The organism is Pseudomonas piscis (assembly GCF_009380155.1).
Classification (GTDB): domain Bacteria; phylum Pseudomonadota; class Gammaproteobacteria; order Pseudomonadales; family Pseudomonadaceae; genus Aquipseudomonas; species Aquipseudomonas piscis.
Window position 1 is genome coordinate 16,297 of the sequence record NZ_WHUV01000007.1, and the last position, 20,066, is coordinate 36,362.

A 20,066-nucleotide genomic window follows, 5' to 3' on the forward strand; every position below is an offset into this window, starting at 1 on the left:
GATTTTATTTATATTGAGTCGATAAGAGTAAGGTCGGGCACGTTTCCTTCTGGATCAACTGTCCCGAGCTAACCTGAAGACCGTTTGAGGGCTTATCAATGCCAAGACGTCGCGTAGCAGCCAAGCGTGAGATTCTGGACGATCCAAAATACGGAAGCCAGATCCTCGCCAAGTTCATGAACCACGTTATGGAGAGCGGCAAGAAAGCCGTTGCCGAGCGTATCGTTTATGGCGCGCTGGAAAAAGTTAAAGAACGCAAGAACAGCGATCCCCTGGAAATCTTCGAGAAAGCTCTCGACGCCATCGCTCCGCTGGTCGAAGTGAAGTCGCGCCGTGTAGGCGGTGCTACTTACCAGGTTCCGGTCGAAGTTCGTCCGTCCCGTCGTAACGCTCTGGCAATGCGCTGGTTGGTAGACTTCGCGCGCAAGCGCGGCGAGAAGTCTATGGCTCTGCGTTTGGCTGGCGAACTGCTGGACGCTGCCGAAGGCAAAGGTGCTGCAGTTAAGAAGCGTGAAGACGTACACCGTATGGCTGAAGCCAACAAGGCTTTCTCGCACTACCGCTTCTAATATCGGCATCATTCAATTTGCGAGGGCTTTATGGCTCGTACTACAGCAATCAACCGCTACCGTAACATCGGTATCTGTGCCCACGTTGACGCGGGCAAGACCACCACTACCGAGCGGATCCTGTTCTACACAGGTCTCAGCCACAAGATGGGTGAGGTGCATGACGGCGCTGCTACCACCGACTGGATGGTTCAGGAGCAGGAGCGTGGGATTACCATTACCTCCGCTGCTGTAACTACCTTCTGGAAAGGTTCGCGCGGTCAATACGATAACTATCGTGTAAACGTTATCGATACCCCTGGCCACGTAGACTTCACCATTGAAGTAGAGCGTTCTCTGCGTGTGCTTGACGGCGCGGTCGTGGTGTTCTGCGGTACTTCCGGTGTTGAGCCTCAGTCCGAAACCGTATGGCGTCAAGCCAACAAGTACGGCGTCCCACGTGTTGTTTACGTGAACAAGATGGACCGTGCCGGTGCCAACTTCCTGCGTGTTGTTGGTCAGATCAAGAACCGTCTGGGCCACACTCCGGTTCCGGTTCAGTTGGCTATCGGCTCGGAAGATAACTTCCAGGGTCAGGTCGACCTGATCAAGATGAAGGCTATCTACTGGAACGACGACGACAAGGGTACTACCTATCGCGAGGAAGAAATTCCTGCCGATATGCTGGACCTGGCTAACGAGTGGCGCTCCAACATGGTTGAAGCTGCTGCCGAAGCCAACGAAGAGCTGATGAACAAGTACCTTGAAGAAGGTGACTTGACTCCTGAGGAGATCAAGGCTGGTCTGCGTGCGCGCACCCTGGCTAGCGAGATCGTTCCAGCTGTCTGCGGTTCTTCGTTCAAGAACAAGGGTGTTCCCCTGGTTCTCGACGCTGTTATCGACTTCCTGCCTGCTCCAACCGAGATCCCTGCGATCAAGGGCATCCATCCGGACCTCATCGAGAAGCCGAAGGATGAGCTGGTAGAAGCGGATTACGACGAGCGTCATGCGGACGATGCTGAACCGTTCTCGGCTCTGGCGTTCAAGATCGCTACCGACCCGTTCGTTGGTACTCTGACTTTCGTGCGTGTTTACTCGGGCTTCCTGAGCTCGGGCGACTCCGTGATCAACTCGGTCAAGGGCAAGAAAGAGCGCGTTGGTCGTATGGTGCAAATGCACGCCAACCAGCGTGAAGAGATCAAGGAAGTACGTGCAGGCGATATCGCTGCTCTGATCGGCATGAAGGACGTCACCACTGGTGACACCCTGTGCGATATCGAGAAGCAGATCATCCTTGAGCGTATGGATTTCCCTGAGCCCGTGATTTCGGTAGCGGTAGAGCCGAAAACCAAGCAGGACCAGGAGAAGATGGGTATCGCACTGGGCAAGTTGGCTCAGGAAGACCCGTCGTTCCGTGTCAAGACCGACGAAGAGACCGGCCAGACCATCATCTCTGGTATGGGCGAGCTGCACCTGGATATCCTCGTTGACCGCATGAAGCGCGAGTTCAACGTCGAAGCCAACATCGGCAAGCCGCAGGTTTCGTACCGCGAGAAGATCAGCAAGAGCAACGTTGAGATCGAAGGCAAGTTCGTTCGCCAGTCTGGCGGTCGCGGCCAGTTCGGTCATTGCTGGATCCGTTTCTCGGAGCCGGACGTCGATGCGAACGGCAACATTACCGAAGGTCTGGTCTTCACCAACGAAGTCGTTGGTGGTGTGGTTCCTAAGGAATACATCCCGGCTATCCAGAAGGGTATCGAAGAGCAGATGAAGAACGGCGTCGTTGCCGGTTATCCGCTGATCGGCCTGAAGGCTACCGTGTTTGATGGTTCCTACCACGACGTCGACTCCAACGAGATGGCGTTCAAGGTAGCGGCCTCCATGGCGACCAAGCAGCTGGCCCAGAAGGGCGGCGGTGTTGTGCTTGAGCCGATCATGAAGGTTGAAGTAGTAACCCCAGAGGACTACATGGGTGACGTGATGGGTGACCTGAACCGTCGTCGTGGTCTGATCCAGGGTATGGATGACTCGGTGTCCGGCAAGGTTATCCGTGCCGAAGTGCCGCTGGGTGAGATGTTCGGTTACGCAACCGACGTTCGTTCCATGTCTCAGGGTCGCGCGAGCTACTCCATGGAATTCTCCAAATACGCCGAAGCTCCGTCGAACATCGTCGAAGCTCTCGTTAAAAAACAAGGCTGATTCAGCCTCCCCTTTAGGCTAGGAGTTAATAGTCGTGGCTAAAGAAAAATTTGAACGTAACAAACCGCACGTCAACGTTGGCACCATCGGTCACGTTGACCATGGTAAAACCACTCTGACCGCTGCTCTGACTCGCGTTTGCTCCGAAGTTTTCGGTTCGGCTCGTGTTGACTTCGATAAGATCGACAGCGCTCCAGAAGAAAAAGCTCGTGGTATCACCATCAACACTGCGCACGTAGAGTACGATTCGAACATTCGTCACTACGCGCACGTTGACTGCCCAGGTCACGCCGACTACGTCAAAAACATGATCACTGGTGCTGCCCAGATGGACGGCGCGATCCTGGTTTGCTCGGCTGCCGATGGTCCGATGCCACAAACTCGTGAGCACATCCTGCTGTCCCGCCAGGTAGGCGTTCCGTACATCGTTGTCTTCCTGAATAAGGCTGACATGGTTGACGACGCTGAGCTGCTGGAGCTGGTTGAGATGGAAGTGCGCGATCTGCTGAGCACTTACGACTTCCCGGGTGATGACACTCCGATCATCATCGGTTCGGCTCTGATGGCTCTGAACGGCCAAGACGACAACGAAATGGGTACCACCGCTGTTAAGCGTCTGGTAGAAACTCTGGATACCTACATCCCAGAGCCAGAGCGTGCTATCGACAAGCCGTTCCTGATGCCAATCGAAGACGTGTTCTCGATCTCCGGTCGTGGCACCGTGGTAACTGGCCGTGTTGAGCGTGGCATCGTTCGCATCCAGGAAGAAGTTGAGATCGTGGGTCTGCGCGATACTCAGAAAACTACCTGCACCGGCGTTGAAATGTTCCGCAAGCTGCTGGACGAAGGTCGTGCTGGTGAGAACTGCGGCGTTCTGCTGCGTGGCACCAAGCGTGACGACGTTGAGCGTGGCCAGGTTCTGGTTAAGCCAGGTACCGTTAAGCCGCACACCAAGTTCACTGCTGAAGTTTACGTTCTGAGCAAAGAAGAAGGCGGCCGTCATACTCCGTTCTTCAAAGGCTACCGTCCACAGTTCTACTTCCGTACTACTGACGTGACCGGTAACTGCGAACTGCCAGAAGGCGTTGAAATGGTAATGCCAGGTGACAACATCCAGATGACTGTCACTCTGATCAAAACCATCGCGATGGAAGATGGTCTGCGTTTCGCTATCCGTGAAGGCGGTCGTACCGTCGGCGCTGGCGTCGTAGCCAAAGTCATCGAGTAATCGACGACTCATGAAGAAGCCCCCGCTTGCGGGGGCTTTTTTATTGGGTTGACACTCTGTGGGGCCGTCTATAGAATTGCGCCTCCTTTTAACGGGCGTATTGCGCCCGGTGGGAATAGCAGCCTGGAGTCTGAAATCCAATGCAAAATCAGCAAATCCGTATCAGGTTGAAGGCTTTCGACCATCGCCTGATCGACCAATCCACCCAGGAAATCGTGGAAACCGCGAAACGTACTGGTGCTCAAGTGCGTGGTCCAATTCCACTGCCTACTCGTAAAGAGCGGTTCACCGTTCTGGTCTCCCCGCACGTCAACAAAGACGCGCGTGACCAGTACGAGATCCGTACTCATAAGCGCGTGCTGGACATCGTTCAGCCAACGGATAAAACCGTTGATGCACTTATGAAGCTTGATCTTGCGGCAGGTGTGGAAGTGCAGATCAGCCTCGGCTAAGACTCGGTCTTGGTCGTGTAACGCTCTGAAATGGGCGGCCATAGCGGGTGAAAGCCCCGTACACTCATGAGGTTTACAACATGACTATTGGTGTAGTCGGTCGTAAGTGCGGTATGACCCGCATTTTCACCGAAGAAGGTGTCTCCATTCCGGTCACGGTCATCGAGATCGAGCCGAATCGTGTCACCCAGTTCAAAACTGAAGAAACCGATGGCTATCGTGCAGTGCAAGTCACTGTAGGTGAGCGTCGTGCTTCGCGCGTGACTGCTGCTCAGGCAGGTCACTTCGCTAAAGCAAATGTTGCTGCTGGTCGTGGCGTTTGGGAATTCCGTCTTGAAGAAGGCGAGTACCAAGCTGGCGATCTGATCAGCGCAGAAATCTTCGCAGCTGGCCAACTGGTAGATGTTACCGGTCAGTCGAAAGGTAAAGGCTTCGCCGGTACCATCAAGCGTTGGAATTTCCGCGGTCAAGATAACACCCACGGTAACTCCGTTTCCCACCGCGTCCCGGGCTCTATTGGCCAGTGCCAGACTCCTGGTCGTGTATTCAAGGGCAAGAAAATGTCCGGTCATATGGGCGCTGAGCGCGTGACCGTGCAGTCCCTCGAAGTAGTGCGCGTCGACGCTGAACGCAATCTGTTGTTGGTCAAGGGCGCTGTTCCTGGCGCTACTGGCGGCAACCTGGTTGTGCGTCCGGCGGCCAAGGCTCGCGGTTAAGGGGAAGCTGACATGCAATTAAATGTAAATGACGCTCAAGCGATCGAAGTTTCCGAACTGACATTTGGCGGCGAATTCAACGAGACGCTGGTTCACCAAGCAGTCGTGGCCTACATGGCTGGCGGCCGTCAGGGTAGCAAACAGCAAAAGACCCGTTCCGACGTTTCTGGTGGCGGTAAGCGCCCATGGCGTCAGAAAGGTACTGGCCGTGCTCGTGCTGGTACTATCCGCAGCCCAATCTGGCGCGGCGGCGGCACCACTTTCGCAGCTCGTCCTCAAGATCACTCCCAGAAGCTGAACAAGAAGATGTATCGCGCAGCAATGCGTTCCATCCTTGCTGAGCTGGTGCGCACTGATCGTCTGGTCGTGGTTCAGGATTTCGCTGTCGAAACTCCGAAAACCAAAGATCTGCTGGGTAAGCTGAACGGCATGAGTCTGACCGACGTTCTGATCGTGTCTGACGCTGTTGATCAGAACCTGTACCTGGCTGCTCGTAACCTGCCTCACGTTGATGTTCGTGATGTGCAAGGTTCCGATCCAGTTAGTCTGATCGCATACGACAAAGTGTTGATCACTGTGTCGGCCGTGAAGAAATTCGAGGAGCTGCTGGGATGAACCAGGAACGCGTATTTAAAGTTCTGCTTGGCCCGCATGTTTCCGAGAAGGCTACGGTTCTGGCAGACAAGAAAGGCCAGTTCGTTTTCAAGGTTGCTACCGATGCAACCAAGCTGGAAATCAAGAAGGCCGTCGAAAGCCTGTTCAGCGTGAAAGTGGAGCGCGTTACTACCCTGAACGTTCTGGGTAAGAGCAAGCGTACCGCACGTGGTCTGGGCAAGCGTAATGACTGGAAGAAGGCAGTTATCTCCCTTCAGCCAGGCCAAGATCTCGATTTCAGCAGCAGTGCTGAGTAAGGAAGGGGCGCATCATGGCAATCGTTAAATGCAAACCGACTTCCCCTGGCCGCCGTTTTGTGGTCAAGGTGGTCAACCAGGAGCTGCATAAAGGCGCTCCTCACGCACCGCTGATCGAGAAAAAATCGAAGTCTGGTGGTCGTAACAACAATGGCCGTATCACTACTCGTCACGTTGGTGGTGGTCATAAGCAGCATTATCGTCTGGTCGACTTCCGTCGCAACGACAAGGATGGCATCGCTGCCACCGTCGAGCGTATCGAATACGATCCAAACCGTACTGCTCACATCGCTCTGCTGTGCTACGCCGATGGCGAGCGTCGCTACATCATCGCCCCTAAAGGCGTGAGCGCTGGCGACCAGCTGATCGCAGGTGCCCTGGCGCCGATCAAGCCGGGCAACTCTCTGCAGCTGCGTAACATTCCAGTTGGTAGCACCGTACACGGCATCGAACTGAAGCCAGGTAAAGGCGCGCAAATCGCTCGTTCGGCTGGTGCTTCGGCTCAGCTGGTCGCTCGTGAGGGTGTCTACGTGACCCTGCGTCTGCGTTCTGGTGAGATGCGTAAAGTGCTGGCTGAATGCCGCGCGACCCTGGGCGAAGTCTCGAACTCCGAGCATAGCCTGCGTTCGCTGGGTAAAGCTGGTGCCAAACGCTGGCGTGGCGTTCGCCCAACCGTTCGTGGTGTTGCCATGAACCCGGTTGACCACCCACATGGTGGTGGTGAAGGTCGTACCTCCGGTGGTCGTCATCCGGTATCGCCATGGGGCTTCCCGACTAAGGGCGCGAAGACTCGTGGTAATAAGCGTACCGACAAAATGATCGTCCGTCGTCGCAAGTAAATAGAGGGATACGACAGTGCCACGTTCTCTGAAAAAAGGTCCTTTTATTGATCTTCACCTACTGAAGAAGATCGAAGTGGCGGCGGAAAAGAACGATCGCAAACCAGTTAAGACCTGGTCGCGCCGTTCCATGATCCTGCCACAAATGGTCGGTCTGACCATTGCTGTGCATAACGGTCGTCAGCATGTTCCAGTTCTCGTGAACGAAGACATGGTCGGCCACAAACTGGGCGAGTTCGCCGGTACCCGTACATATCGCGGGCACGTGGCTGACAAGAAAGCCAAGCGTTAAGGGGTAAGGAACGATGGAAGTAGCCGCTAAGCTGTCGGGCGCTCGAATCTCCGCCCAGAAAGCCCGCTTGGTCGCCGACCAGATCCGCGGGAAGAAGGTGGGCGACGCGCTCAACCTGTTGGCTTTCAGCAGTAAGAAAGCCGCCGAGATCATGAAGAAAGTGCTGGAGTCGGCCGTAGCCAACGCCGAGCATAACGAAGGCGCAGACGTTGATGACCTGAAGGTCTCCACCGTTTTCGTCAACGAAGGGCGTTCGCTGAAGCGCATCATGCCACGTGCCAAAGGCCGTGCTGATCGCATCGTCAAGCGGTCTTGCCATATCACTGTCAAGGTTGCTGACAAGTAACGGAGTCGAAGAGATGGGTCAGAAAGTACATCCCATTGGCATTCGCCTGGGAATCGTCAAGGAGCACACCTCCGTCTGGTACGCAGACGGTCGGACTTATGCGGACTATTTGCTCGCAGATCTGAATGTGCGTGAGTATCTCCAAGACAAACTAAAAAGCGCGTCCGTAAGCCGTATCGATATCCATCGTCCGGCTCAAACTGCACGCATCACCATCCACACCGCTCGTCCCGGCATCGTGATCGGCAAGAAAGGTGAAGATGTTGAAAAACTGCGTCAGGACCTGACCAAGCAAATGGGTGTGCCTGTGCACATCAATATCGAAGAGATCCGCAAGCCGGAACTCGACGGTATGCTGGTTGCGCAGAGCGTAGCTCAGCAGCTGGAGCGTCGCGTAATGTTCCGTCGTGCCATGAAGCGCGCCGTACAGAACGCCATGCGCATTGGTGCCAAAGGCATCAAAATCCAAGTGAGCGGTCGTCTCGGCGGTGCTGAAATCGCACGTACTGAATGGTATCGCGAAGGTCGTGTGCCACTGCACACCCTCCGTGCCGATATCGACTATGCCACCTACGAAGCTCACACCACCTACGGTGTGATCGGTGTGAAGGTTTGGATCTTCAAAGGCGAAGTAATTGGTGGTCGCCAAGAAGAGCTGAAGCCGCAAGCACCAGCGCCTCGTAAAAAAGCTGCTAAGTAAGGGGTACGCCAAATGTTGCAACCAAAGCGTACGAAGTTCCGCAAGCAGATGACCGGCCACAACCGTGGTCTGGCACTGCGCGGTAGCAAGGTCAGCTTCGGCGAGTTCGCGCTGAAGTCTGTTGCTCGTGGTCGTCTCACCGCTCGTCAGATCGAGTCGGCACGTCGTGCCCTGACCCGTCACGTAAAACGTGGCGGCAAGATCTGGATCCGTGTATTCCCGGACAAGCCTATTTCCAAGAAACCACTCGAAGTTCGGATGGGTAAAGGTAAGGGTAACGTCGAATACTGGGTTGCCCAGATTCAGCCAGGCAAAGTCCTGTATGAAATCGAGGGTGTTTCTGAAGAGCTGGCGCGTGAGGCTTTCGCCCTGGCTGCTGCAAAGCTGCCTCTCGCCACCTCCTTTGTTAAGCGGACGGTGATGTGATGAAAGCGAATGAACTTCGTGAAAAATCCGCACAGCAGCTGAACGAGCAACTGCTCGGCCTGCTGCGCGACCAGTTCAATCTGCGCATGCAGAAAGCAACTGGCCAGTTGGGGCAGTCTCATCTGCTCTCGCAAGTTAAGCGTGACATCGCTCGCGTGAAGACTGTGCTCAACCAGCAGGCAGGTAAGTAATCATGGCTGAAGCCGAAAAAACTGTCCGTACGCTGACTGGCCGTGTTGTCAGCGACAAGATGGACAAGACCATCACCGTTCTGATCGAGCGTCGCGTTAAGCACCCTATCTACGGTAAATACGTTAAGCGTTCGACTAAGCTGCACGCGCACGACGAAACCAACCAGTGCCACATCGGCGATAAGGTCACTATCCGTGAGACCCGTCCGATGGCCAAGACCAAGTCCTGGGCCCTGGTTGATGTTCTCGAACGCGCTGTGGAAGTCTAAGGGCTAGGGGTCGGAGAAATTATATGATTCAGACTCAATCCATGCTCGATGTGGCCGATAACAGCGGCGCTCGCCGCGTTATGTGCATCAAGGTGCTGGGTGGCTCCCATCGTCGTTACGCTGGTATCGGTGACATCATCAAGGTTACCGTCAAGGAAGCAATTCCTCGCGGTAAGGTGAAAAAAGGCCAAGTGATGACTGCAGTCGTAGTCCGCACTCGTCACGGCGTTCGCCGTGCAGATGGCTCGATCATCCGCTTTGATGGCAACGCTGCTGTTCTGCTGAACAACAAGCAAGAGCCGATCGGCACCCGTATCTTTGGGCCAGTGACCCGTGAACTTCGTACTGAGAAGTTCATGAAGATCGTCTCGCTCGCCCCAGAAGTGCTGTAAGGAGATCCGACATGCAAAAGATTCGTCGTGACGACGAGATCATCGTGATCGCCGGCAAAGACAAAGGTAAGCGCGGTAAGGTGCTTAAGGTTCTGGCTGACGACCGTCTGGTCGTAGGTGGCCTGAACCTGGTCAAGCGTCATACCAAGCCTAACCCGATGTCGGGCGTACAAGGCGGTATCGTCGAGAAAGAAGCGCCACTGCACGCTTCCAACGTTGCTATTTTCAACAGCGAAACCAACAAGGCTGACCGCGTTGGCTTCAAAGTAGAAGATGGCAAGAAAATTCGTGTCTTCAAGTCGACCCAAAAAGCGGTTGATGCTTGAACACTGCTAGGTAGAAGACCATGGCACGACTCCAAGAGATTTACCGGAAGGAAATCGCCCCGAAGCTTAAGGAAGAACTTAAGCTTTCGAACGTGATGGAAGTTCCGCGCGTTACCAAGATCACCCTGAACATGGGTCTGGGCGAAGCGATCGGCGACAAGAAAGTCATCGAGCACGCTGTTGCTGACCTGGAAAAGATCACCGGCCAGAAAGTCGTTGTGACTCACGCTCGTAAATCCATCGCTGGCTTCAAAGTCCGCGAAGGATGGCCGATCGGCGTCAAAGTGACCCTGCGTCGTGAGCGTATGTACGAGTTCCTGGATCGTCTGCTGTCGATCTCCCTGCCTCGGGTTCGCGACTTCCGCGGCCTGAATGCCAAGTCCTTCGATGGTCGTGGCAACTACAGCATGGGCGTGAAAGAGCAGATCATTTTCCCGGAAATCGATTACGACAAGATCGATGCTCTCCGCGGTCTGGACATTACCCTGACCACCACTGCCAAGAACGATGATGAAGGTCGCGCTCTGCTGCGTGCTTTCAAATTCCCGTTCCGCAACTGATTGGAGTAGGAAAATGGCCAAGAAGAGCATGAAGAACCGTGAGCTGAAGCGTCAGCTCACCGTTGCCAAGTACGCCGCCAAGCGTGCAGCGCTGAAAGCGATCATCGTGGATCTGAACGCAAGTCCAGAAGCCCGTTGGGAAGCTACCGTAGCTCTGCAGAAGCAACCACGTGACGCAAGCGCTTCGCGCATGCGTAACCGTTGCCGCTTGACCGGTCGTCCGCATGGCGTTTACCGCAAGTTCGGCCTGGGCCGTAACAAGCTGCGTGAAGCCGCAATGCGTGGTGACGTTCCAGGTCTGGTAAAAGCCAGCTGGTAATGGCGACAGGCTCATGGTGATGGGGAAAAATCCCGATCACCGGTGAGTTCGAGCATGAATCAAGCCCCTTTTGGGGCTTGATTCATTTCTGGGGTGTGTCTAGAATGACCGGCTCGCCTGAGCCCGTGTTTTTTGCCCGGGTTTCTTTGGCGAAAGCTGTAGCCGTAAGGCTAATTCTTTTTGTATCAGGAGCATCTAGCCCATGAGTATGCAGGACCCGTTAGCGGACATGCTAACTCGAATCCGTAATGCCCAGATGGCTGAAAAGTCCGTCGTGAGCATGCCGTCTTCCACTTTGAAGGTGGCTGTAGCAAAAGTCCTGAAGGACGAAGGTTACATTGCGGGTTATCAGATCAGCAGCGAAATCAAACCTCTGCTGTCCATCGAGCTGAAGTACTTCGAAGGCCGTCCGGTCATCGAGGAAGTGAAGCGCGTTAGCCGTCCAGGCCTGCGTCAGTACAAGTCCGTTGAAGAGCTGCCGAAAGTACGTGGCGGCCTCGGCGTGTCTATCGTCTCCACCAACAAAGGTGTGATGACTGATCGTGCTGCGCGCGCTGCCGGTGTCGGCGGCGAAGTTCTTTGCACTGTGTTCTAAGGGGGGATAAGCATGTCTCGCGTCGCTAAGAACCCCGTTAAGCTGCCAGCTGGCGTCGAAGTAAAATTCGCCGGCCAACAGCTTTCGGTGAAGGGTGCCAAGGGTACTCTCGAACTGAACGTACACGCCTCCGTTGAAATTGTTCAGGAAGCCGGTGAGCTGCGTTTTGCTGCTCGCAATGGCGACCAGCAAACTCGCGCAATGGCCGGTACTACTCGTGCACTGGTTAACAACATGGTCCAGGGCGTAAGCCAAGGCTTCGAGCGCAAGCTCCAGCTGGTCGGTGTTGGTTACAAGGCACAGGCAAAAGGCACAGTGCTGAACCTGGCCCTCGGCTTCTCGCATCCAGTGGATTACGAACTGCCGGCAGGCGTCACCGCTGAGACTCCTAGCCAGACCGATATCCTGATCAAGGGCATCGACAAGCAGCTGGTAGGTCAAGTGGCCGCTGAGATCCGCGACTTCCGTCCACCAGAGCCTTACAAAGGTAAAGGTGTGCGCTACGCGGACGAAGTCGTCCGTCGTAAAGAAGCCAAGAAGAAGTAGGGCATAGCAAATGACCGACAAAAAAGTTACTCGACTGCGTCGCGCTCGCAAAGCACGCCTGAAAATGCACGAACTCGAAGTCGTGCGTCTCTGCGTGTTCCGCTCTTCGCAGCACATCTACGCCCAGGTCATTTCGGCCGACGGCAACAAGGTCCTGGCAAGCGCCTCGACTTTGGATAAAGAACTGCGTGATGGCGCCACTGGCAACATCGACGCGGCTACTAAGGTTGGCCAGCTGGTCGCTACGCGTGCAAAAGCCGCTGGTGTCTCGCAAGTGGCTTTCGACCGTTCCGGCTTCAAGTACCACGGCCGCGTCAAGGCGCTGGCTGAGGCTGCTCGTGAAGCTGGGCTGGAGTTCTAAGTTATGTCCAATAACGACCAAAAGCGCGACGAAGGCTACATCGAGAAGCTGGTTCAAGTTAACCGCGTAGCCAAAACCGTAAAAGGTGGCCGTATCTTCACTTTCACCGCGTTGACCGTGGTTGGTGATGGTAAGGGCCGTGTTGGCTTCGGCCGTGGCAAGTCGCGTGAAGTGCCTGCTGCGATCCAGAAGGCAATGGAAGCTGCTCGTCGCAACATGATCCAAGTTGATCTGGACGGCACTACCCTGCAGTACGCAATGAAGTCTGCCCACGGCGCTTCCAAGGTGTACATGCAGCCTGCTTCTGAAGGTACCGGTATCATCGCTGGCGGCGCTATGCGTGCTGTCCTCGAGGTTGCTGGCGTTCAGAACGTTCTGGCCAAGTGCTACGGCTCGACTAACCCAGTAAACGTGGTTCACGCCACTTTCAAGGGTTTGAAGGCGATGCAGTCCCCTGAATCCATTGCCGCCAAGCGTGGCAAAAGCGTCCAGGAGATCATCTGATCATGGCTACCGTTAAAGTAACGCTGATCAAAAGCATGACCGGCCGTATCCCTAACCACAAACTGTGCGTTAAGGGTCTGGGCCTGCGTCGCATCGGTCACACTGTAGAAGTCCAGGATACTCCCGAGAATCGCGGGATGATCAACAAGGCTTACTACATGCTGCGTGTCGAGGGTTAATCGATGAAACTCAATGATCTGAGTCCAGCGCCGGGTTCCCGTCGCGAAAAGCATCGTCCGGGCCGTGGTATCGGTAGTGGTTTGGGTAAGACTGGTGGCCGTGGTCACAAAGGTCAGACTTCCCGCTCCGGTGGCACCATTGCTCCAGGCTTTGAAGGCGGTCAACAGCCGCTGCATCGTCGCCTGCCGAAGTTCGGTTTCGTTTCCCTGAAGGCCATGGATCGCGCAGAAGTGCGTCTGTCCGAGCTGGCTAAAGTGGAAGGCGACATCGTCACCGTGCAGTCCCTGAAAGATGCCAACGTGATTAACCAGAACGTTCAGCGTGTGAAAATCATGCTGTCCGGTGAAGTTACTCGCGCTGTGACCATCAAGGGCATCGCAGCCACCAAAGGTGCGCGTGCGGCTATCGAAGCAGCTGGCGGCAAGTTCGAGGAATAAATGGCTAAGCAAGGTGCTCTCTCTGCGCTCGGCAAAGGCGGTATGTCTGAACTCTGGGCTCGTCTGCGTTTTCTGTTCATGGCGATTATCGTCTATCGGATAGGTGCGCACATCCCGGTTCCAGGTATCAACCCTGATCGACTCGCAGACCTGTTTCGACAGAATGAGGGGACCATTCTTAGCTTGTTCAACATGTTTTCCGGTGGTGCGCTGGAGCGCATGAGTATCTTTGCACTGGGGATCATGCCGTACATCTCGGCATCGATCATCATGCAGCTCATGACCGCTGTCAGCCCACAGCTGGAGCAGTTGAAGAAGGAAGGTGAAGCTGGCCGTCGCAAGATCAGCCAGTACACCCGCTACGGCACTGTCGTCCTCGCTCTGGTTCAGGCTATCGGCATGTCCGTTGGTCTGGCCGGGCAGGGCGTTGCGTTCACTGGTGACTTTGGCTTCCATTTCGTCGCGGTATCCACTTTCGTGGCTGGCGCGATGTTCATGATGTGGCTGGGTGAGCAGATTACTGAGCGTGGTGTTGGCAACGGTATCTCGATGTTGATTTTCGCAGGTATCGTCGCCGGTCTTCCGAGAGCGATCGGGCAGTCTTTCGAGTCTGCACGTCAGGGTGATATCAATATTTTCGCCTTGGTTGCGATCGGTTTGCTGGCAGTAGCGATCATCGGTTTTGTGGTGTTCATTGAGCGTGGCCAGCGTCGTATTGCTGTTCACTACGCCAAGCGTCAGCAGGGCCGTAAGGTGTTTGCTGCGCAGACCAGCCACTTGCCGCTGAAAGTGAATATGGCCGGTGTTATTCCTGCTATCTTCGCGAGCAGCATTTTGCTGTTTCCGGCTTCGTTGGGTGCCTGGTTCGGTCAGTCTGAAGGTATGGGCTGGTTGCAGGACATCTCGCAGTCGATCGCTCCTGGTCAGCCGTTGAATATTCTGCTGTTTAGTGCAGGGATTATTTTCTTCTGCTTCTTCTATACGGCGTTGATGTTCAATCCGAAAGACGTAGCGGAAAACCTGAAGAAGTCCGGTGCCTTTATTCCGGGCATCCGTCCAGGTGAGCAATCGGCACGCTACATTGATGGCGTTCTGACCCGCTTGACCATGTTCGGTGCTCTATATATGACGGCCGTCTGCCTGTTGCCACAGTTCCTGGTGGTTGCTGCAAACGTTCCGTTCTACCTTGGCGGGACCTCGTTGCTGATCGTGGTCGTGGTTGTTATGGACTTCATGTCGCAAGTACAATCGCACCTCGTTTCCCACCAGTACGAATCCCTGATGAAGAAAGCCAACCTGAAGGGTTACGGCAGCGGCATGCTGCGCTAATCCATAAGGTTCGAGGAGTTGGTGATGAAAGTTCGTGCATCGGTGAAAAAGCTGTGCCGTAACTGCAAGATTATTCGCCGCGAAGGTGTTGTTCGAGTAATTTGCAGCGCGGAACCACGTCACAAGCAGCGCCAAGGCTGAGTGTGATTGTGCTTCAAGCCCGGCAGCTAGTGCGCTGCCGGGTTGATTATTTGTTATTACAGCGATATTATCTCGCGCCCTATTTCTTGGCTTCCGGGGCGTAGGTAGCTGTCAATTGGAGTCCCACTGAATGGCCCGTATTGCAGGCGTTAACATTCCAGATAACAAGCATACTGTTATCTCGCTGACCTACATCTATGGTGTTGGTCGCACTACTGCACACAAAATCTGTGCAGTGACTGGGGTCAACCCAGCTGCGAAGATCAAGGATCTGAGCGACGAGCAAATTGAACAGCTGCGTGGCGAAGTGGCGAAGTTCACCACTGAAGGTGACCTGCGTCGCGAAAACAACATGAAAATCAAACGCTTGATGGACCTGGGCTGCTATCGCGGTCTGCGCCATCGTCGTGGTCTGCCAGTACGCGGTCAGCGTACCAAGACCAACGCGCGTACTCGCAAAGGTCCGCGTAAGCCGATCCGCAAGTAATCGCACCAGCGAATCGACAGGAATTTAGTCATGGCAAAACCTGCTGCTCGTCCTCGTAAGAAAATCAAAAAGACAGTGGTTGATGGCATCGCCCATATCCACGCGTCTTTCAACAACACCATCGTGACCATCACCGACCGTCAGGGTAACGCTCTTTCCTGGGCAACCTCCGGTGGTTCGGGTTTCCGCGGTTCTCGTAAGTCCACTCCGTTCGCTGCTCAAGTAGCTGCTGAGCGTGCTGGCCAAGCTGCGCTGGAATATGGCCTGAAGAACCTCGACGTTAACGTCAAGGGCCCAGGTCCAGGTCGTGAATCCGCAGTTCGTGCTCTGAACGGCTGTGGCTACAAGATCGCCAGCATCACCGACGTGACGCCAATCCCGCACAACGGGTGCCGTCCGCCGAAGAAGCGCCGCGTGTAATCCAGGAGATTGTAAAGAATGGCTCGTTACATTGGTCCAAAATGCAAACTGGCTCGTCGCGAAGGCACCGATCTCTTCCTGAAGAGCGGTGTGCGCGCTATCGAATCCAAGTGCAACATCGAAGCAGCTCCTGGCATCCACGGCCAGCGTCGTGGTCGTCAATCCGACTACGGTACCCAGCTGCGTGAAAAGCAAAAAGTTCGTCGTATCTACGGCGTTCTGGAACGTCAATTCAGCGGTTACTACAAACAAGCCGCCGGCAAGAAGGGCGCAACTGGTGAGAACCTGTTGCAGCTGCTGGAATGCCGTCTGGACAACGTTGTATACCGCATGGGCTTCGGCTCCACTCGTGCCGAATCCCGTCAGCTGGTATCGCACAAGTCGATCAGCGTAAACGGTCAGACCGTTAACGTTCCGTCCTACCAGGTTCGTGCTGGTGACGTGGTCGCTGTTCGTGAGAAAGCAAAAAATCAACTTCGCATTGTCCAAGCTCTCGATCTGTGTGCTCAACGTGGCCGCGTAGAATGGGTAGAAGTAGACACTGAGAAGAAGTCGGGCGTTTTCAAGAACGTTCCAGCTCGCAGTGATCTGTCCGCCGACATCAACGAAAGCCTGATTGTCGAGCTCTACTCCAAGTAAGGGCTAGAAAATAGGTGCATCCATGCAGATTTCGGTAAATGAGTTCCTGACACCCCGCCATATTGATGTGCAGGTTGTCAGTCCAACCCGCGCCAAGATCACCCTCGAGCCTCTCGAGCGTGGTTTTGGCCACACCCTGGGCAACGCGCTGCGCCGCATCCTGTTGTCCTCAATGCCCGGCTGTGCAGTAGTCGAGGCCGAGATTGACGGTGTGCTCCACGAGTACAGCGCCATCGAAGGTGTACAGGAAGACGTAATTGAAATCCTGTTGAACCTTAAAGGTCTGGCTATCAAGCTGCACGGCCGTGACGAAGTTACGCTGACCTTGTCGAAGAAGGGTTCGGGGGTGGTTACCGCTGCCGATATTCAGCTGGATCATGATGTCGAGATCGTTAATCCCGATCACGTAATCGCTAACCTGGCGTCTAACGGCGCTCTGAACATGAAGCTCGTAGTAGCTCGTGGTCGTGGTTATGAGCCGGCCGACTCGCGTCAAAGCGATGAAGACGAAAGCCGCAGCATTGGTCGCTTGCAGCTCGACTCTTCGTTCAGCCCGGTTCGCCGTATCGCATACGTGGTGGAAAACGCCCGTGTCGAGCAGCGTACCAACCTGGACAAGCTGGTTATTGATCTGGAAACCAACGGTACTCTGGACCCTGAAGAGGCTATCCGCCGTGCTGCAACCATCCTGCAACAGCAGTTGGCTGCGTTCGTCGACCTCAAAGGTGACAGTGAGCCAGTGGTAGTCGAGCAGGAAGACGAGATCGATCCGATCCTGCTTCGCCCGGTTGACGATCTGGAACTGACTGTACGTTCGGCTAACTGCCTTAAGGCGGAAAACATTTACTACATCGGCGACCTGATTCAGCGTACCGAAGTAGAACTGTTGAAGACTCCGAACCTGGGCAAGAAATCCTTGACTGAAATCAAGGATGTTCTGGCCTCCCGCGGTCTGTCCCTCGGCATGCGCCTCGATAACTGGCCGCCTGCAAGTCTTAAGAAGGACGACAAGGCGACTGCCTGATCGTCGTAATCACCGAACGTTGTGTTTGGTAAGGAATGAACCATGCGTCATCGTAAAAGTGGGCGTCACCTGAGCCGCACCAGCTCGCACCGCAAGGCCATGTTCCAGAACATGGCGGTGTCGCTGTTCGAGCACGAGCTGATCAAAACTACCCTGCCGAAAGCCAAAGAACTGCGCCGCGTTGCCGAGCCGCTGATCACTCTGGCCAAGACAGACAGCGTTGCTAACCGTCGTCTGGCATTCGACCGTACTCGTTCGAAAGCTATCGTTGGTAAGCTCTTCAACGATCTGGGCAAGCGTTACGCTACCCGTGAGGGCGGCTACCTGCGCATCCTCAAGTGCGGTTTCCGCGCTGGCGACAACGCTCCTATGGCGTACGTTGAACTGGTTGATCGTGCTGTCGGCGGCGAAGCTGTATCCGCTGAGTAAGACGTCAGTCTGAAACAAGGAACCGGGCCTAGTGCCCGGTTTTTTGTGTGCCCATTCATTGTTAATTTCTATCGTTTTGCGAAATCTAATGCATTGGATGTTGTAACAATCATGGTCAATACTCTTTCTCAGCCGATTAGCCGGCAGTTCCAAGACAGACAGAGGAATATTGAGCATGAGCCAGACCAAAGTTCTTACGACCGCAAGTGGCGCTCCTGTCGCTGACAATCAGAATTCCCGTTCTGCTGGCCCCCGTGGCCCGCTGCTTCTCGACGATTTCCACCTGATCGAAAAGCTTGCCCATTTCAACCGCGAAAACATTCCTGAGCGCCGTGTGCACGCCAAGGGCTCGGGCGCCTATGGCACCTTCACGGTTTCCCGCGACATCACGCAGTACACCAGCGCCAAGCTGTTCGAGTCGGTAGGCAAGAAGACCCCGACCTTCCTGCGCTTTTCCACTGTAGGTGGTGAGCGTGGCTCGGCCGATACCGAGCGTGACCCGCGCGGTTTTGCTCTGAAGTTCTATACCGAGGAAGGCAACTGGGACATCGTCGGTAACAACACTCCGGTGTTCTTCATTCGAGATCCGCTGAAGTTTCCAGACTTCATCCACACCCAGAAACGCCTTCCCCAGAGCAACCTGAAGAGCGCCCAGGCAATGTGGGACTTCTGGTCGCACTCGCCAGAGGCTCTGCACCAGGTCACCATCTTGTTCTCCGACCGGGGTATCCCGGATGGCTACCGTCATATGCACGGTTTCGGCAGCCATACCTATAGCCTGATCAACGCGAAGGGCGAGCGGCACTGGGTCAAGTGGCACTACAAGACCAAGCAAGGGATCAAGAACCTGGCTCCGGCAGAGGCTGCTCGCTTGGCTGGCACCGATCCGGACTACGCCCAGCGTGACCTGTTCAATGCTATCGAGCGTGGTGAGTTCCCGAAATGGAGCGTTTGCATCCAGATCATGACCGAGGCCCAGGCTGCAGCGCACTACGAGAATCCCTTCGATGTGACCAAGACCTGGTCGCAGAAGGAGTTCCCGTTGATCGAGGTGGGTGAACTGGAGTTGAACCGCAACCCGCTTAACTACTTCGCCGAGGTCGAACAGGCGGCGTTTGGTCCAAGCAACATGGTTCCCGGTGTCGGGCTGTCGCCAGATCGCATGCTGCAGGGCCGGGTGTTTGCCTACGCCGATGCGCATCGCTATCGCGTTGGTACCAATCACCAGCAACTGCCGGTGAATGCGCCGCTGAGCCCGGTCAATAGCTACCAGCGCGATGGGGCGATGGCGTTTGGCACCAATGGTGGCGCAGCGCCGAACTACGAGCCGAACAGCTACAGCGACGCGCCGAAGCAAGCACCTCGTTATGCAGAGCCAGCGCTGGCTCTGAGTGGCGCAGCCGATCGCTACGATCATCGTGAGGATACGGACTACTACAGCCACGCAGGCGCTCTGTTCCGTCTCATGGATGACGGGCAGAAGGCTTTGTTGATCAACAACATTGCTGGCGCCATGGCCGGCGTTACAGCCGATGTAGTGCAGCGTCAGTTGCAACACTTCTTCAAGGCTGATCAAGCCTATGGAGAAGGTATTGCCAAAGCCTTGGGCGTATCGCTCAAGTAAGTCTAAATAAGAAGCAGAACCGCCCTCATTTGGGCGGTTTTTGCGTTATTTGTACTACTTTTCTCGGATAATCTTCACTTTTCCTGCTGTTTTTGAGTGACCTGCGAGTCAGCTTGGTTCAAACTATCCACTTTCAAGCAGGGAGATGTAGGGCGATGCAAGGTCATCCCGACGTAATCGATTACCTCAACACGTTGCTGACGGGAGAACTGGCAGCACGCGACCAATATTTCATTCATTCGCGGATGTACGAAGACTGGGGCTTCACCAAGCTCTATGAGCGCATCAACCACGAGATGGAGGAAGAGGCACAACACGCTGACGCCTTGATCCGCCGCATCCTGATGCTCGAAGGCACGCCGCGCATGCGTCCTGACGATCTCGACACTGGCACCACTGTGCCGGACATGCTGGCCAGCGACCTGCGCCTGGAATACAAAGTGCGCGCGGCACTGTGCAAAGGAATCGAGTTGTGCGAACTGCACAAGGACTATATCAGCCGTGACATCCTGCGGGTCCAACTGGCGGACACCGAGGAAGACCACACCTACTGGCTGGAAAAGCAACTGGGTCTGATCAAGTCCATCGGCCTGGAGAACTACCTGCAATCGCAGTTCTGATTGCAGGCGGCGTTGG

33 protein-coding genes are annotated in these 20,066 nt (G+C 55.1%); all 33 read left to right on the plus strand.

Features of this window, described 5'->3' with window-relative positions:
- Positions 1 to 98 precede the first annotated feature (98 nt).
- The 33 genes from rpsG to bfr all read left to right on the plus strand — a co-directional run bounded on the left by rpsG (position 99) and on the right by bfr (position 20,050).
- Positions 99 to 569, plus strand: a complete 471-nt coding sequence (gene rpsG / locus GDH07_RS28930; RefSeq protein ID WP_007925959.1) for a 30S ribosomal protein S7 — start codon at positions 99 to 101, stop codon at positions 567 to 569.
- A 30-nt stretch (positions 570 to 599) separates the two neighbouring features.
- Positions 600 to 2,747 carry an elongation factor G gene (gene fusA, locus GDH07_RS28935; RefSeq protein ID WP_053138922.1) on the plus strand — a complete coding sequence of 716 codons (2,148 nt, stop codon included), beginning with the start codon at positions 600 to 602 and terminating at the stop codon, positions 2,745 to 2,747.
- Positions 2,748 to 2,781: 34 nt separating this feature from the next.
- Positions 2,782 to 3,975: an elongation factor Tu gene (gene tuf, locus GDH07_RS28940; RefSeq protein WP_011063776.1), complete on the plus strand. Its 1,194-nt coding sequence runs from the start codon at positions 2,782 to 2,784 to the stop codon at positions 3,973 to 3,975.
- A gap of 140 nt (positions 3,976 to 4,115) precedes the next feature.
- Complete coding sequence (gene rpsJ / locus GDH07_RS28945; protein ID WP_003186070.1) at positions 4,116 to 4,427, plus strand: 30S ribosomal protein S10; 312 nt, start codon at positions 4,116 to 4,118, stop codon at positions 4,425 to 4,427.
- A gap of 80 nt (positions 4,428 to 4,507) precedes the next feature.
- Positions 4,508 to 5,143, plus strand: coding sequence for a 50S ribosomal protein L3 (gene rplC / locus GDH07_RS28950; protein WP_022641381.1), 636 nt, complete (start codon positions 4,508 to 4,510; stop codon positions 5,141 to 5,143).
- 12 nt (positions 5,144 to 5,155) lie between these two features.
- Positions 5,156 to 5,758 carry a 50S ribosomal protein L4 gene (gene rplD, locus GDH07_RS28955; protein ID WP_068577550.1) on the plus strand — a complete coding sequence of 201 codons (603 nt, stop codon included), beginning with the start codon at positions 5,156 to 5,158 and terminating at the stop codon, positions 5,756 to 5,758.
- Complete coding sequence (gene rplW / locus GDH07_RS28960) at positions 5,755 to 6,054, plus strand: 50S ribosomal protein L23 (protein ID WP_002555488.1); 300 nt, start codon at positions 5,755 to 5,757, stop codon at positions 6,052 to 6,054. The genes rplD and rplW overlap by 4 nt, the downstream gene beginning before the upstream one ends.
- A gap of 14 nt (positions 6,055 to 6,068) precedes the next feature.
- Positions 6,069 to 6,893, plus strand: a complete 825-nt coding sequence (gene rplB / locus GDH07_RS28965) for a 50S ribosomal protein L2 (protein WP_083456946.1) — start codon at positions 6,069 to 6,071, stop codon at positions 6,891 to 6,893.
- A 16-nt stretch (positions 6,894 to 6,909) separates the two neighbouring features.
- A complete protein-coding gene (gene rpsS, locus GDH07_RS28970; protein ID WP_002555486.1) occupies positions 6,910 to 7,185 on the plus strand; it encodes a 30S ribosomal protein S19 in 276 nt (91 codons plus the stop codon).
- A 13-nt stretch (positions 7,186 to 7,198) separates the two neighbouring features.
- Positions 7,199 to 7,531, plus strand: a complete 333-nt coding sequence (gene rplV, locus GDH07_RS28975; RefSeq protein WP_003304070.1) for a 50S ribosomal protein L22 — start codon at positions 7,199 to 7,201, stop codon at positions 7,529 to 7,531.
- A 13-nt stretch (positions 7,532 to 7,544) separates the two neighbouring features.
- Positions 7,545 to 8,231: a 30S ribosomal protein S3 gene (rpsC, locus tag GDH07_RS28980; RefSeq protein WP_007924192.1), complete on the plus strand. Its 687-nt coding sequence runs from the start codon at positions 7,545 to 7,547 to the stop codon at positions 8,229 to 8,231.
- A 12-nt stretch (positions 8,232 to 8,243) separates the two neighbouring features.
- Positions 8,244 to 8,657, plus strand: coding sequence for a 50S ribosomal protein L16 (gene rplP, locus GDH07_RS28985; RefSeq protein WP_003228729.1), 414 nt, complete (start codon positions 8,244 to 8,246; stop codon positions 8,655 to 8,657).
- On the plus strand, positions 8,657 to 8,848 hold the full coding sequence (gene rpmC, locus GDH07_RS28990; protein WP_002555481.1) for a 50S ribosomal protein L29: 192 nt from the start codon (positions 8,657 to 8,659) through the stop codon (positions 8,846 to 8,848). The genes rplP and rpmC overlap by 1 nt, the downstream gene beginning before the upstream one ends.
- A 2-nt stretch (positions 8,849 to 8,850) precedes the next feature.
- Positions 8,851 to 9,117: a 30S ribosomal protein S17 gene (gene rpsQ, locus GDH07_RS28995; protein WP_003194644.1), complete on the plus strand. Its 267-nt coding sequence runs from the start codon at positions 8,851 to 8,853 to the stop codon at positions 9,115 to 9,117.
- A gap of 23 nt (positions 9,118 to 9,140) precedes the next feature.
- A complete protein-coding gene (rplN, locus tag GDH07_RS29000) occupies positions 9,141 to 9,509 on the plus strand; it encodes a 50S ribosomal protein L14 (RefSeq protein ID WP_002555479.1) in 369 nt (122 codons plus the stop codon).
- A gap of 11 nt (positions 9,510 to 9,520) precedes the next feature.
- Positions 9,521 to 9,835, plus strand: a complete 315-nt coding sequence (gene rplX / locus GDH07_RS29005) for a 50S ribosomal protein L24 (protein ID WP_010443924.1) — start codon at positions 9,521 to 9,523, stop codon at positions 9,833 to 9,835.
- 20 nt (positions 9,836 to 9,855) lie between these two features.
- Positions 9,856 to 10,395 (plus strand): 50S ribosomal protein L5, encoded by a 540-nt coding sequence (gene rplE / locus GDH07_RS29010; RefSeq protein ID WP_022641376.1) that lies wholly within the window; start codon positions 9,856 to 9,858, stop codon positions 10,393 to 10,395.
- Positions 10,396 to 10,408: 13 nt separating this feature from the next.
- A complete protein-coding gene (gene rpsN / locus GDH07_RS29015) occupies positions 10,409 to 10,714 on the plus strand; it encodes a 30S ribosomal protein S14 (RefSeq protein ID WP_022641375.1) in 306 nt (101 codons plus the stop codon).
- Positions 10,715 to 10,916: 202 nt separating this feature from the next.
- Positions 10,917 to 11,309 (plus strand): 30S ribosomal protein S8, encoded by a 393-nt coding sequence (gene rpsH, locus GDH07_RS29020; protein ID WP_011063773.1) that lies wholly within the window; start codon positions 10,917 to 10,919, stop codon positions 11,307 to 11,309.
- Between the two features lie 12 nt (positions 11,310 to 11,321).
- Positions 11,322 to 11,855 carry a 50S ribosomal protein L6 gene (rplF, locus tag GDH07_RS29025; RefSeq protein ID WP_022641374.1) on the plus strand — a complete coding sequence of 178 codons (534 nt, stop codon included), beginning with the start codon at positions 11,322 to 11,324 and terminating at the stop codon, positions 11,853 to 11,855.
- A gap of 10 nt (positions 11,856 to 11,865) precedes the next feature.
- Positions 11,866 to 12,216 carry a 50S ribosomal protein L18 gene (gene rplR / locus GDH07_RS29030; protein ID WP_022641372.1) on the plus strand — a complete coding sequence of 117 codons (351 nt, stop codon included), beginning with the start codon at positions 11,866 to 11,868 and terminating at the stop codon, positions 12,214 to 12,216.
- 3 nt (positions 12,217 to 12,219) lie between these two features.
- Positions 12,220 to 12,720 (plus strand): 30S ribosomal protein S5, encoded by a 501-nt coding sequence (rpsE, locus tag GDH07_RS29035; protein WP_022641371.1) that lies wholly within the window; start codon positions 12,220 to 12,222, stop codon positions 12,718 to 12,720.
- A gap of 2 nt (positions 12,721 to 12,722) precedes the next feature.
- Complete coding sequence (gene rpmD, locus GDH07_RS29040) at positions 12,723 to 12,899, plus strand: 50S ribosomal protein L30 (RefSeq protein ID WP_003176408.1); 177 nt, start codon at positions 12,723 to 12,725, stop codon at positions 12,897 to 12,899.
- A 3-nt stretch (positions 12,900 to 12,902) separates the two neighbouring features.
- Complete coding sequence (gene rplO, locus GDH07_RS29045; protein ID WP_007924183.1) at positions 12,903 to 13,337, plus strand: 50S ribosomal protein L15; 435 nt, start codon at positions 12,903 to 12,905, stop codon at positions 13,335 to 13,337.
- Positions 13,338 to 14,666, plus strand: a complete 1,329-nt coding sequence (gene secY, locus GDH07_RS29050) for a preprotein translocase subunit SecY (protein WP_022641370.1) — start codon at positions 13,338 to 13,340, stop codon at positions 14,664 to 14,666. It begins immediately after the preceding gene.
- 24 nt (positions 14,667 to 14,690) lie between these two features.
- Positions 14,691 to 14,807: a 50S ribosomal protein L36 gene (gene rpmJ, locus GDH07_RS29055; protein ID WP_002555468.1), complete on the plus strand. Its 117-nt coding sequence runs from the start codon at positions 14,691 to 14,693 to the stop codon at positions 14,805 to 14,807.
- 130 nt (positions 14,808 to 14,937) lie between these two features.
- Positions 14,938 to 15,294, plus strand: coding sequence for a 30S ribosomal protein S13 (gene rpsM / locus GDH07_RS29060; RefSeq protein ID WP_022641369.1), 357 nt, complete (start codon positions 14,938 to 14,940; stop codon positions 15,292 to 15,294).
- A gap of 30 nt (positions 15,295 to 15,324) precedes the next feature.
- Complete coding sequence (rpsK, locus tag GDH07_RS29065; RefSeq protein ID WP_007924177.1) at positions 15,325 to 15,714, plus strand: 30S ribosomal protein S11; 390 nt, start codon at positions 15,325 to 15,327, stop codon at positions 15,712 to 15,714.
- An 18-nt stretch (positions 15,715 to 15,732) separates the two neighbouring features.
- Entirely contained in the window at positions 15,733 to 16,353 is a 621-nt protein-coding gene (rpsD, locus tag GDH07_RS29070) for a 30S ribosomal protein S4 (RefSeq protein ID WP_011063772.1), read from the plus strand.
- A gap of 22 nt (positions 16,354 to 16,375) precedes the next feature.
- Positions 16,376 to 17,377, plus strand: coding sequence for a DNA-directed RNA polymerase subunit alpha (locus tag GDH07_RS29075; RefSeq protein ID WP_007970428.1), 1,002 nt, complete (start codon positions 16,376 to 16,378; stop codon positions 17,375 to 17,377).
- 42 nt (positions 17,378 to 17,419) lie between these two features.
- Positions 17,420 to 17,806 carry a 50S ribosomal protein L17 gene (rplQ, locus tag GDH07_RS29080; RefSeq protein ID WP_007955635.1) on the plus strand — a complete coding sequence of 129 codons (387 nt, stop codon included), beginning with the start codon at positions 17,420 to 17,422 and terminating at the stop codon, positions 17,804 to 17,806.
- A gap of 175 nt (positions 17,807 to 17,981) precedes the next feature.
- Positions 17,982 to 19,430, plus strand: coding sequence for a catalase (locus tag GDH07_RS29085; protein ID WP_152899577.1), 1,449 nt, complete (start codon positions 17,982 to 17,984; stop codon positions 19,428 to 19,430).
- Positions 19,431 to 19,585: 155 nt separating this feature from the next.
- Positions 19,586 to 20,050 (plus strand): bacterioferritin, encoded by a 465-nt coding sequence (bfr, locus tag GDH07_RS29090; protein WP_022641324.1) that lies wholly within the window; start codon positions 19,586 to 19,588, stop codon positions 20,048 to 20,050.
- The last annotated feature ends 16 nt before the right edge of the window (positions 20,051 to 20,066 follow it).

Bases quoted from the DNA above. Each gene is read 5' to 3' on its own strand.
- rpsC (WP_007924192.1), top strand. From the start codon at position 7,545: ATGGGTCAGAAAGTACATCCCATTGGCATTCGCCTGGGAATCGTCAAG.
- rpsQ (WP_003194644.1), top strand. From the start codon at position 8,851: ATGGCTGAAGCCGAAAAAACTGTCCGTACGCTGACTGGCCGTGTTGTC.
- rplD (WP_068577550.1), top strand. From the start codon at position 5,156: ATGCAATTAAATGTAAATGACGCTCAAGCGATCGAAGTTTCCGAACTG.
- rplO (WP_007924183.1), top strand. From the start codon at position 12,903: ATGAAACTCAATGATCTGAGTCCAGCGCCGGGTTCCCGTCGCGAAAAG.
- rplV (WP_003304070.1), top strand. From the start codon at position 7,199: ATGGAAGTAGCCGCTAAGCTGTCGGGCGCTCGAATCTCCGCCCAGAAA.
- rpmJ (WP_002555468.1), top strand. From the start codon at position 14,691: ATGAAAGTTCGTGCATCGGTGAAAAAGCTGTGCCGTAACTGCAAGATT.
- secY (WP_022641370.1), top strand. From the start codon at position 13,338: ATGGCTAAGCAAGGTGCTCTCTCTGCGCTCGGCAAAGGCGGTATGTCT.
- rplP (WP_003228729.1), top strand. From the start codon at position 8,244: ATGTTGCAACCAAAGCGTACGAAGTTCCGCAAGCAGATGACCGGCCAC.
- rplF (WP_022641374.1), top strand. From the start codon at position 11,322: ATGTCTCGCGTCGCTAAGAACCCCGTTAAGCTGCCAGCTGGCGTCGAA.
- GDH07_RS29075 (WP_007970428.1), top strand. From the start codon at position 16,376: ATGCAGATTTCGGTAAATGAGTTCCTGACACCCCGCCATATTGATGTG.
- rpsM (WP_022641369.1), top strand. From the start codon at position 14,938: ATGGCCCGTATTGCAGGCGTTAACATTCCAGATAACAAGCATACTGTT.
- rpsJ (WP_003186070.1), top strand. From the start codon at position 4,116: ATGCAAAATCAGCAAATCCGTATCAGGTTGAAGGCTTTCGACCATCGC.
- rplX (WP_010443924.1), top strand. From the start codon at position 9,521: ATGCAAAAGATTCGTCGTGACGACGAGATCATCGTGATCGCCGGCAAA.
- rplR (WP_022641372.1), top strand. From the start codon at position 11,866: ATGACCGACAAAAAAGTTACTCGACTGCGTCGCGCTCGCAAAGCACGC.
- rplB (WP_083456946.1), top strand. From the start codon at position 6,069: ATGGCAATCGTTAAATGCAAACCGACTTCCCCTGGCCGCCGTTTTGTG.
- fusA (WP_053138922.1), top strand. From the start codon at position 600: ATGGCTCGTACTACAGCAATCAACCGCTACCGTAACATCGGTATCTGT.
- rpsE (WP_022641371.1), top strand. From the start codon at position 12,220: ATGTCCAATAACGACCAAAAGCGCGACGAAGGCTACATCGAGAAGCTG.
- rpsG (WP_007925959.1), top strand. From the start codon at position 99: ATGCCAAGACGTCGCGTAGCAGCCAAGCGTGAGATTCTGGACGATCCA.
- rplQ (WP_007955635.1), top strand. From the start codon at position 17,420: ATGCGTCATCGTAAAAGTGGGCGTCACCTGAGCCGCACCAGCTCGCAC.
- rpsN (WP_022641375.1), top strand. From the start codon at position 10,409: ATGGCCAAGAAGAGCATGAAGAACCGTGAGCTGAAGCGTCAGCTCACC.
- rplW (WP_002555488.1), top strand. From the start codon at position 5,755: ATGAACCAGGAACGCGTATTTAAAGTTCTGCTTGGCCCGCATGTTTCC.
- rpsK (WP_007924177.1), top strand. From the start codon at position 15,325: ATGGCAAAACCTGCTGCTCGTCCTCGTAAGAAAATCAAAAAGACAGTG.
- bfr (WP_022641324.1), top strand. From the start codon at position 19,586: ATGCAAGGTCATCCCGACGTAATCGATTACCTCAACACGTTGCTGACG.
- rplC (WP_022641381.1), top strand. From the start codon at position 4,508: ATGACTATTGGTGTAGTCGGTCGTAAGTGCGGTATGACCCGCATTTTC.
- GDH07_RS29085 (WP_152899577.1), top strand. From the start codon at position 17,982: ATGAGCCAGACCAAAGTTCTTACGACCGCAAGTGGCGCTCCTGTCGCT.
- rplN (WP_002555479.1), top strand. From the start codon at position 9,141: ATGATTCAGACTCAATCCATGCTCGATGTGGCCGATAACAGCGGCGCT.
- rpmC (WP_002555481.1), top strand. From the start codon at position 8,657: ATGAAAGCGAATGAACTTCGTGAAAAATCCGCACAGCAGCTGAACGAG.
- rpsD (WP_011063772.1), top strand. From the start codon at position 15,733: ATGGCTCGTTACATTGGTCCAAAATGCAAACTGGCTCGTCGCGAAGGC.
- rpmD (WP_003176408.1), top strand. From the start codon at position 12,723: ATGGCTACCGTTAAAGTAACGCTGATCAAAAGCATGACCGGCCGTATC.
- rplE (WP_022641376.1), top strand. From the start codon at position 9,856: ATGGCACGACTCCAAGAGATTTACCGGAAGGAAATCGCCCCGAAGCTT.
- rpsH (WP_011063773.1), top strand. From the start codon at position 10,917: ATGAGTATGCAGGACCCGTTAGCGGACATGCTAACTCGAATCCGTAAT.